The sequence below is a fragment of the Xanthomonas cissicola genome, assembly GCF_008801575.1.
Classification (GTDB): Bacteria; Pseudomonadota; Gammaproteobacteria; order Xanthomonadales; family Xanthomonadaceae; genus Xanthomonas; species Xanthomonas cissicola.
Map to the genome: position 1 here is coordinate 1 of NZ_VZPL01000102.1, position 9,043 is coordinate 9,043.

A 9,043-nucleotide genomic window follows, 5' to 3' on the forward strand; every position below is an offset into this window, starting at 1 on the left:
ACTGTTCCGTCGCTTGAAAGGCTACCGCCGGATTTTCTCGCGCTTCGAGAAGCTGGATGTCATGTTCCTTGGATTCCTCAGCTTCGTCCTAGTCGTTGATGGGCTTCGGATGTGTTAACAGGCCCTAGGTTCATCGGGACGCTCCTTTTGCTGTTGTGGGGGGAGTTGACCATTGCTTCGCTGAGTGCCTTTCGCCGTGTTGCCCGTAGGTCGGCCGGGTCAAGCGGGTGTCCAGGGAGAGACGGGAAGCCGCAGCCCGGAGCGCAGCGCAGGGACCGGGTGAGCGGATCAGCGAAGCGGTGCCCTGGATGGCTGCGCAGCGCCCGGACTACCGTTCAGGGCAGGCGAAAGGGTCTCAGCGATGCAGCACGCCACCGGCGACGCGTGGGAGCGGTCCCGTGGACCGTGAGCGCGTCGCGTCAGCGACGTGCAGATGGAGCCGTTCCGGCGAGCCGCAGGCGCGGTTCTGCGGCCGTGTGCGGCCGTCGCTGGTGATCGCCTTGGTGATCGAGCTGGTGGCCGTTCTGCAGGGCAGGGCGGCCGCACTGGCCGGCGTGCGATCGGCACGCTGAAACTGTCTTGCGCGCCAGCGCGGGACGTGTGCGGCGCGTGCGCTGCAACTGTCTTGCGGCGCGTGCGAGAGGACGCCCGCCCCCAGCTTGGGGTTGTAAGCCGGAACCCCCGATTTTCCGTCTGGCCCGCAAAGCCAGCAGGCGCAGCAAAAAGGGGGCAAAGCCCCCTTGGTCAGAAGTGGCCCGCTGCAGCCATCGAAACGGTGCGGTTCCCTCCGACAACGATGTGGTCCAGCAGGCGCACTTCCACCAGCTCCAAGACTTCGCGCAGGCGTTTGGTCATCACCACATCTGGCCAGCTGGGTGCCGGGTCCGCGCTGGGGTGGTTATGTGACACGATCACGGCCGCCGCGTTCAATTGCAGGGCTTTGCGCGCGACCTCGCGCATGTAGACCTTTGCTTCGTTTAAGGTGCCCTGGAACATTTCGGCATACTCGATCAGCTGGTGCCTGTGATCGAGGAAAATCACGCTGAACACCTCCCGCTCCAAGCCGCCAAGCTTGATCGCGAAATATTCGCTGACCTCACTTGGCCGGCTGAACTTTTGGCCACGCTTGGCCTTCGCCTCGATCGCGAACCGCGCGGCATCGATGATCTGGTCAGGGGTAGCTTCACTGTAGTTGCCGGCCGCATCGCGAACCATGAGAGCGGAAGAGAACATAGTCGTATCCAGGTAGCGGACAGATTGCCCGGTCCCTTCGGGTCACGTCGCAGCGCAGCTGTCAGGGGTCGATAGACGGCCGCGGCCGCAAGCTCGGCATTTCGCCGAGCGCAGCCCTTGACCGCGAGAACGACGTGGCAGGATGAACGGACCAGCAAGACAGCCCTATCTATCCGAAGCCATGACCGGCAAGCGCAGCGCGCAGGCCGTCAGGCCGGAGGCTCTTGCAGTGAGGGACGGCCTGGCGGCGGCGCCATCAAAAGCGGGTTTGCAGGGGGGGGTGAGGGTGGCTCCCTGCCGGCGGCGGGAGCGTTGCTCTCGGCGCTGAAGCCGCGCGTGCGCGGGTGAAGCGTTCTCCGTAGGGGGTTCCCCCTACACCCCGGATCGGGCACCTGGTCGTCGTCGGCGCTGGCGACGACGTTGGTGACACGTGCCGACCGGCACGTTGGCGACAGGCCTCGACCTGGCCAGCCGCCGGGCTGTCGCCAATCCTTGGTCACGGATCTCGCCGGCGACGCCGGCCAGGTCGTCACCAAGGCGCACAAGCGCCGCCGGCGCTGTCCACATATCCACGGTCTGCGTAGGGGCCTTCTATGGCACCAGCAGCGAGGCGGTGGGTATGTGGGCAGTCGCCAATGTCAGCCGCCACGGCAGGGGCGGCGCCGCTGACCGCGCCTTACTGAGACGGTGACGACAAATTCACGACGGAACACGCAGATTTGTCGGTAAGCGGCGTGGCGCGCCTGCTAAATTCCTTTGCAGAGCAATGCCTTGCTTCGCTCTGGCAGTATTGCGCCAGGCTTCGTCTGCTTGGTGACACTTCCACATCGAAAATTACATTTTTGTCGCCAACATAGTACAGTGTGGCCATGTAGCGCGGCAGTTTGGGATGCAGATTTATGCATGTTGGTTCGCGTTTCGCGCAGTGATGGTAAACCGCCGAGGCACTACCGGCGTTCCTTGCTGTTCGCCGGACCCGAAAGGGATTGAAGCCCGAAGGGCCGAAACCGGCACAGCCGGGTTCGGTTTACGAAAGCCCGTCCCCATCCCCTGGCCGCAGGTCGGGGGATGGGGTGAGCCAGCCAGCTCGTTCTCTGAGCGGACCATGGAACCGAAATGATGCAAATCGATTACCAATATGTGGTGCTTCGGTAGTAGGATAGGAAAATTTTAAGATGAACGACCGAGACCGAGATCGCGACCGCCTCATGGGAGCCGCCCTACCACCCGTTTACCCACCCTGCACCCTGTCTAATTCTATTTTGGAGAGTGATCTGGAGTTGGCCGCCCAATATAATATTGTGAATCACATCAAGGTATTTGAAACGCCGAAGGGTTTTTACGTCACTGCCAAATTTGCAGATAGGAAGGGTCATTTTCTTAAACAGATCAAACCTATGGGGGTACCCGAGGCTTACTACGTTCTAGCGCAACTTCTTGGCGAGCCCGGCAAGGAGTGGTATTTGACCACTCGGAGGAATCGCGACAGACCGAGAATGTTTAAGGATTTGAAACGTCTCAACGATCTATTGCTGGAGAAAGATCCGTTGGACGGATTTACTCTGCTCCGCAACCAGGGATTACCGGGCGAGGCCCGACCGATGGCGGTTGTTGGGGATATGCCAGCCAACGCCAAACTGGCAAAAAGCTAAAGCCAATATGGCATAAGTGTTTTGACCAATATATGTTATTATGGTCTCCAGACCCAACAATGGAGGCCATATGTTGCTGGAGTTCATGGACCTTGCGCAGCAGTGCGCACCGACCGTCGCGCCGCAGACGATGGCAGCGCTGGTGCAAGTCGAGTCGGGTTTCAACCCGTATGCGATTGGCGTGGTTGACGGGCGACTAGCCCGCCAACCCGTCAATCTTGAGGAAGCCGTCGCCACTGCGCAGCAATTGGAAGCGGGCGGCTGGAACTTTTCACTGGGCATCGCCCAGGTCAATCGGCACAACCTTCCGAAGTACAAGCTGACATATGCGCAGGCGTTCGACGCCTGCGCCAATCTGCGTGCGGGATCGAAGATCCTGCAAGACTGCTACGCGCGTGCGTCGGCCAAGCTGGCCAGCGAGAAAGACCCGCTGCACGCGGCGTTCTCTTGCTACTACTCCGGTAATTTCTCGCGCGGCTTCCGGCCCGACAAGGCGGGCCAGCCGAGCTACGTGCAGAAGGTACTCGCGAGCGCCGGGGTGGTGCCGAAGGCGATACCGGTCGTGCCGGCGATCGGCGCGCGCACGTCGCCGACTGCCCACCTTCCGGCCGCTGAGCCGGCGCAGCCAGGCGATGCGACTGCAGCAGTGCCGCTCACGGCGACGCCAGCCCCAAGCGAGCCGGCGGAGCCGGCCGACCACGCCTCAGTGCTGGTCGATCTCGATCCGCCGAAGCGGTCGGCGCTGTCCCAGCCGCCTGCCGCGCCGGTGGCTGACGATGCGGTGAAGCTGAAGGCGCAACAGCCGTCCGCATCGCCCACGCCGGCGGCCGACGCGGACGACTTTTCCGTCTTCTGACCAATTACCCGACACGAGCCAACGTATGAAACTCATGGTGGTGGAGAGTCCGAATAAGGTTGCCAGTATCCAAGGTTATCTCGGCGACGATTGGAAGGTGGTCGCGAGTGTGGGCCATATTCACGACTTGCCGCAGCGCGAATTTGGCATCAGCAAGCCTGATTTTTCGCTTCAGTACGAATACATCCCGCCGCAGAAAGTCGGCGACCGCACGTTCCCTGGCGCTGCTGAGCGCGTGGCACGGATCAAACGCGAGGTCGCGAAAGCCGAGGTCGTCTACCTCGCAACCGATCCGGACCGCGAGGGCGAAGCGATCTCCTGGCATCTGAAGGAGGCGCTTCAGCTCGGCGAAGGCGACTACGAGCGTGTGACGTTCACCGAGATCACGCCGAAGGCGATCCAAGCCTCGCTCCGCGCCGCCCGGCGCATCGACATGGATCTCGTGCATGCCCAAGAAGGGCGGCGCGCCCTCGATCGGTTCGTGGGCTACATGGTGTCGCCGCTGCTGTCGGACATGCTCGGCATGTCCCTCTCGGCAGGCAGGGTTCAGAGCGTGGCGGTGCGCCTGGTGGTGGAGTTGGAACGCCGCATCGCGGCGTTCAAATCCACCAAGCATTTCGGCGCGGTGGTGACGTTCGACGCTGGCGGCGGCGCGAAATGGTCGGCGAGGTGGGACACGAAGCCGTATGTGACCGAGGACAGCCCGTATGTGCTGGACGCGGCGCTGGCCGCGAAGGCATCGCAGTCGCGGCAATTCGTGGTCCTGGAGGCCAAGACGGAAGAGAAGTCGGAACGGCCGCCGTCGCCACTTTCGACGCTCGGCATGCTGCGCGCAGCTAGCACAGTCCTGAAGATGAGTTCTGCCGCGACGACGAAGGCGGCGCAAAAGCTCTTTGAGGATGGCCATATCACGTACATCCGCACCGACAGCGTGAACCTGAGTCCGGATGCTGCGGACAAGGTGCGTAGCTTCGCGGCAAGCCAGGGGATGGCGCTATCGCCAGACGTGCGCAGGTGGAAGGAGAAGGCCAGCGCACAGGGCGGTCACGCCGACGCGGTGCGGCCGACGCACATCGAGGTCGAGGACGCTGGCGCGGACGAAGCCCAGCGGGCGCTCTATCGGTTGATCCGGCTGCGCACCCTGGTGTCGCAACTGCCTGACGCGCGGTACACCGTCAATACGGTGCGCCTACGCGCCACCGATCGCGACGGCTTCGAGTACGTCGCGCGTGGCCGCAAGATGATCGATGCCGGGTGGCGGGCGCTCTTGGAGCGCGATCCGGACGAGGAAGAAAACAGCGACGAAGACGGCGCGAAGGACGGCCAGGTTCCACGCCTGGCTGTTGGTGGCGATCTGCGCGCGATCGACGGCAAGGTGCTGGACAAGAAGACGGAGCCGCCGCGCCGTTTCACTGAGGCCACCTTGCTTCGCATCCGCGCTGCCGCCGAATTGGGCATGATCCCGTCAATTGATGAGGTCGAATGGTCGGACACTGTAACGGCCGATGAGGTTGTGCCGGGGTCTTACAGCGACAACTGGACGCTGGAGCAGATCTGCGACGATGCCCACACCCGCGAATGCATCGTCTTCGGGGATGCAGAGTGAGCCGCGCCCATCGAGGCCGACTGACGATTGAGAGGCCGGGGAAACCCGGCCTCTACCAGTTAGCACCGCTACCTGGCTGGGATGTCATTGGTACTGTCACAGATGCTGACGGAACAGGGGCGTTGATACGCAACAGGAAGACGGGCGTGTACTGCCGCGCGAATGCCGGCGCGATCCGCTCGCTGCATCAGAGCAAGGTGGAGGCGGCGCTTGGTCAATCGCTCTGACTCGGTAATTGGCCACGCGGTGGATGTGTGGGGCGGTGGCTGGGATGTGAGCGAGCAGCGCACAACGTCACATGGTTGGCCAGTACTGTTAGGCTGGCCTGACGACGTGGAGCGCGGGCGTGGTGGGCAAGGCGCAGCCGTAGTGTTGACACAGCCGCTAGCCCAATACCTGACCGAAAAACGTCCGCGTGATGTAGACCTGCCTATCGGGCGGACCGTCATCAAGCGTCTACGCCGTGATCTTGGATTGCGCTGGGATTGGGATGCTTGGTGGTCTGATCGTGCCGATGATTTGCGGTCTATGACGTTGGAGGCTTTTGCAGCACGGCACGGATGCAGTGTAGGCGCGGCAAGCCAACGACGGGCAGCGCTTGGACTTCATCATCAATCACGAAATCCGGATACCCCAATTTGCTAGGCCAACCTTGCGTGCGGCTTCTTTCCCCATGCCAGGGTGATAGCCGGCGATGGTGGTCCAGTTGCCACCGCTCGGCGGCACTGCAAGGGCAGTGGACGCAATGCACGCGGCCAGCAGAATGGAGAGGTTTGGGATTGGCATGGTTAGCCCCCACGGCCCTTGGCCAAGGCCTGCGCCACGTAGTCATTCAGATGATTGCCTGCTCGCAAAATGGTCGCTTCCTGACGTTGATATTCGGATTTTAGGAATGGACTGACCCACTGGGGAGCGTGATCGATCCCATCATGGGTGAAGGCATTGATGCGCAGGCCGTGCGTTTCTTCGGTGGAGCTGATCGCATAGCCAATATCGACGATGCTGCGGTGTTTGCAATGATTGTCGAGCGCACATAGGTACTTGAAATCGGCATGCTCATTTAGCGCTTCCAACTCCGCTTTAACCGCAGCTGGGATCAGCTTTTTACGGACAGTCTCCCACGCAATGTCCCGTTCTCTCTTGATGCAGGTCGCCGCATCGCGATTCATTCCGGTGGCGTAATAGACTAAGTGCACCAAGTTATCCGCCACCGAGCGCATGCTATGCATGCAGGCAACGATGTTGGCGTAAGCCATAAATCTGGCATCTTCAAATGAGCCTGTGTCGTTGTCATCGGCTCCCATAAAGATGATCGGCCACAGTTCATCGCCAGGCCGGCCGTCCACCTTGGCGGCAATGATCCGCATGGCCTCCTGGTAGTGATAGGCACTGAACCTGCGCCGGTCGGTCACGGACCGGATGCTCTGCGATACGAGACGCCGCTGGTCGGGGCCAAACGCCGCCCTGACGCCGTCGCGCAAGGCTCCCAGATCCCATGTCATGCCTTCCGCCGAGGTGGTGCCGCTCATACGCCGGCACCCACGCTGCGGCCAGCTTTGCGGGTGCGCGGCAGGCCGGGCAATTTCAGCTGCGCCCGATCGCTGGGCAGGATCTTCGCGGCGGTGGCCACCGCCGCCGCGCCGGCCGGCTTCCTGGCCGGCTTGGGCTTGGCAGGTTTGCCCTCGCGCTGGAGCTTAGCCAACTCTTTCAACGCGGCTGGCCGTCCTCGGCGGTAGACCTTGGGCGCGCGCACGTAGTTGGCCGGCAGCACCTCGAACACCAGCACGCCCAGCGCCAGCAGCTGGGCGGCGGCGGTGTCGAGCGAGGCAAACACGCGCGGTTCGCCGCGCTGGCCGGTCAGTTGCTTTTCGGTTTGGCCCACGCGCACCATGACCGCGTAGCCGCCGACCTGGCCGACCAGCTGCACGGTGCGCAGCACGCCGGCCCTGGCGAGGGCGGCGAGGGTGCTGACGGAAATGGCCGATGCTCTCATGCCTTGGGTGCCGGGCGATCGCCCTGACCGGTCAGGAGGGTGTAGCGGTCTTTCCAGTGCTGCGCCTTGGCGTAGCACTGTTCGGCCTTGGCCTGGTGGCCGGCTTCGGCGGCCTGGTTGCCGTCCGCCAGCCAGCGGCTGGCCAGCGCGTCCGCATCGGCGATGCGTGTGGCGAGGGGCTTGGCGGGTGATGTCATGATCGAGGCATCAAACATGGATGTTTGATAGTCGATCATTGGGAGCTGCGCTGCAAGCCCTAGTGCGGCGAGGTCGCCAGCGCACATAACGCGAGATTCCACGCAGTGGGGCGGGCGGGGGGTCTTCCGCACATGAACCGAACGTCGTCCAGATGTTGCATAGCCCGGGCGCGCCCTTTAGAGTATTCACATCTGGATATATACGGAGCCTAGTAGTCACCTCTAGGTGTTCAGACGCCGCCACTGGTTCCAGGCTATTGCCGGTTGATGGGAGCAATCCCTAAGGGCTTCCGCGAAACCCCCCGAAAGGGGGGTTTGCTTTTTCTACCGCTTCGGCGGCCGGCGCACCGGCTTGCCCGTTGCGCGGTTGAGTAACAACCGCCATCCCTTGATGCGATCCTCCTTCTTGAATTTGTAGGGATCGTTGTCGGCGTCCTCATCACGCACGTAGGCACTTTCGACGTAGATCCGCACCGCGCCACCGCCTCGCGTGGTGACGTTGAAATACACCTCGTACTGCACGCCTGGCGGGTAACCGGGAATGAGTTGCCGCAACTCCATCGTCAGGAAGTTGTCGCCATTGGTAAAAAGACAAGGGCGTTGATCGAGAGTGCGCATGATGTCGGGCAAGAGCACTGAGGCCGCGTAACGCGCGGGATGGAAGCAGCGCCAGATGCGGCGCCCGTCGATCACCAGGTCATCGTGGCTTTCGCGAAAGACCAGCGCAGGCCCTTTCTTGGGTGGCCCCTTGCTGACACAATGCGAGCTGAATTCCACCTGCACAGACACCGTCACCGCTGCCTGGTTAGGGGCTTGGACAGCCACCTGGTAATTGAATGGTTGCAGCGAGAGTTGCTCGATGGGTGTATCAAGCGTCTAGGCGGTTCTCCCTCCACGATCAAAGACGTGATGGGCAAGATGGCGGCTCTAGGCCAAGCGGTGGGTGGGATGACCGCATCAGACGAAATCGTGAAAGGCGCGATGGCCGGCTATGTCTTCGAACACCTCGAAATCGCGTCTTATACCGCGCTGATCGCGGCAGCCAAGACCGCCGGTGACCCGGAAACGGCACGCGTGTGTGAGGAGATCTTGGTTCAGGAGGAAGCAATGGCCGACTGGCTCGCGACGCACCTGCCAGAACTCACCGAAGAGTTCCTGGTGCGCGATGCAACTCCGGGCGTTGAGGCGAAGAAGTAACGATTGGCTCTTCATCGGCGCCTTGTCGGATGTGCTGCGACGGCCCGACGGGCGCTGATTTGCATTACATCCTAGGTTTTGCGATAGGCGTGGGTGCCGAACTTCTAGAGAGCGAGCACCGTAAGAAGCAACACCAGCACGATGGCAAATAGCCACAGATCGAGGAGATCACGATGACTGATGGGTTCACCCCCGTTTTCACGGACACTTACAAGAAGGCCGATCAAGGCCATGAGGAGTGTTCATGTCAAAGCGCAGGAAGTTCACTGCCGAGTTCAAGCGTGGCGCGGTTGAGCAGGCCAGCCAGCC

At 62.0% G+C, this 9,043-nt stretch carries 9 protein-coding genes and 2 pseudogenes; 6 read left to right on the plus strand and 5 right to left on the minus strand.

Features of this window, described 5'->3' with window-relative positions:
- Together F7R02_RS22815 and F7R02_RS26530 are read left to right on the plus strand one after the other, a co-directional pair.
- Window positions 1–118 (plus strand): annotated as a pseudogene (locus F7R02_RS22815) (IS5-like element ISCARN85 family transposase); the annotation flags it as partial.
- A gap of 280 nt (window positions 119–398) precedes the next feature.
- Window positions 399–572, plus strand: a complete 174-nt coding sequence (locus F7R02_RS26530; RefSeq protein ID WP_167521092.1) for a hypothetical protein — start codon at window positions 399–401, stop codon at window positions 570–572.
- 172 nt (window positions 573–744) lie between these two features.
- Here F7R02_RS26530 and F7R02_RS22820 read toward each other — a convergent pair whose 3' ends face one another.
- Window positions 745–1,233, minus strand: coding sequence for a JAB domain-containing protein (locus F7R02_RS22820; RefSeq protein WP_235857295.1), 489 nt, complete (start codon window positions 1,231–1,233; stop codon window positions 745–747).
- Window positions 1,234–2,408: 1,175 nt separating this feature from the next.
- Here F7R02_RS22820 and F7R02_RS22825 point away from each other — a divergent pair.
- The 3 genes from F7R02_RS22825 to F7R02_RS22835 all read left to right on the plus strand — a co-directional run bounded on the left by F7R02_RS22825 (window position 2,409) and on the right by F7R02_RS22835 (window position 5,347).
- On the plus strand, window positions 2,409–2,885 hold the full coding sequence (locus F7R02_RS22825) for a hypothetical protein (RefSeq protein ID WP_078589620.1): 477 nt from the start codon (window positions 2,409–2,411) through the stop codon (window positions 2,883–2,885).
- 70 nt (window positions 2,886–2,955) lie between these two features.
- Window positions 2,956–3,741 (plus strand): lytic transglycosylase domain-containing protein, encoded by a 786-nt coding sequence (locus F7R02_RS22830; protein ID WP_078589619.1) that lies wholly within the window; start codon window positions 2,956–2,958, stop codon window positions 3,739–3,741.
- Between the two features lie 25 nt (window positions 3,742–3,766).
- Window positions 3,767–5,347 (plus strand): type IA DNA topoisomerase, encoded by a 1,581-nt coding sequence (locus tag F7R02_RS22835; protein WP_167521093.1) that lies wholly within the window; start codon window positions 3,767–3,769, stop codon window positions 5,345–5,347.
- A 788-nt stretch (window positions 5,348–6,135) separates the two neighbouring features.
- On the opposite strand, the gene F7R02_RS22840 is transcribed toward F7R02_RS22835, so the two are convergent.
- The 4 genes from F7R02_RS22840 to F7R02_RS26715 form a co-directional block, all read right to left on the minus strand.
- Window positions 6,136–6,876 carry a hypothetical protein gene (locus tag F7R02_RS22840; protein ID WP_078589618.1) on the minus strand — a complete coding sequence of 247 codons (741 nt, stop codon included), beginning with the start codon at window positions 6,874–6,876 and terminating at the stop codon, window positions 6,136–6,138.
- A complete protein-coding gene (locus F7R02_RS22845; protein ID WP_078589617.1) occupies window positions 6,873–7,340 on the minus strand; it encodes a ParC-related protein in 468 nt (155 codons plus the stop codon). The genes F7R02_RS22840 and F7R02_RS22845 overlap by 4 nt, the downstream gene beginning before the upstream one ends.
- On the minus strand, window positions 7,337–7,537 hold the full coding sequence (locus F7R02_RS22850) for a hypothetical protein (protein ID WP_078589624.1): 201 nt from the start codon (window positions 7,535–7,537) through the stop codon (window positions 7,337–7,339). The genes F7R02_RS22845 and F7R02_RS22850 overlap by 4 nt, the downstream gene beginning before the upstream one ends.
- A 324-nt stretch (window positions 7,538–7,861) precedes the next feature.
- A complete protein-coding gene (locus tag F7R02_RS26715) occupies window positions 7,862–8,326 on the minus strand; it encodes a YjaZ family protein (RefSeq protein ID WP_235900979.1) in 465 nt (154 codons plus the stop codon).
- Window positions 8,327–8,395: 69 nt separating this feature from the next.
- Here F7R02_RS26715 and F7R02_RS22860 point away from each other — a divergent pair.
- Window positions 8,396–8,734, plus strand: a pseudogene (locus F7R02_RS22860) (ferritin-like domain-containing protein); the annotation flags it as partial.
- Between the last annotated feature and the right edge of the window lie 309 nt (window positions 8,735–9,043).

Excerpts from the sequence above, each read along its gene's own strand:
- F7R02_RS22820 (WP_235857295.1), bottom strand. The coding sequence starts at position 1,233 with ATGTTCTCTTCCGCTCTCATGGTTCGCGATGCGGCCGGCAACTACAGT.
- F7R02_RS22825 (WP_078589620.1), top strand. The coding sequence starts at position 2,409 with ATGAACGACCGAGACCGAGATCGCGACCGCCTCATGGGAGCCGCCCTA.
- F7R02_RS22830 (WP_078589619.1), top strand. The coding sequence starts at position 2,956 with ATGTTGCTGGAGTTCATGGACCTTGCGCAGCAGTGCGCACCGACCGTC.
- F7R02_RS22835 (WP_167521093.1), top strand. The coding sequence starts at position 3,767 with ATGAAACTCATGGTGGTGGAGAGTCCGAATAAGGTTGCCAGTATCCAA.
- F7R02_RS22840 (WP_078589618.1), bottom strand. The coding sequence starts at position 6,876 with ATGAGCGGCACCACCTCGGCGGAAGGCATGACATGGGATCTGGGAGCC.
- F7R02_RS22845 (WP_078589617.1), bottom strand. The coding sequence starts at position 7,340 with ATGAGAGCATCGGCCATTTCCGTCAGCACCCTCGCCGCCCTCGCCAGG.
- F7R02_RS22850 (WP_078589624.1), bottom strand. The coding sequence starts at position 7,537 with ATGACATCACCCGCCAAGCCCCTCGCCACACGCATCGCCGATGCGGAC.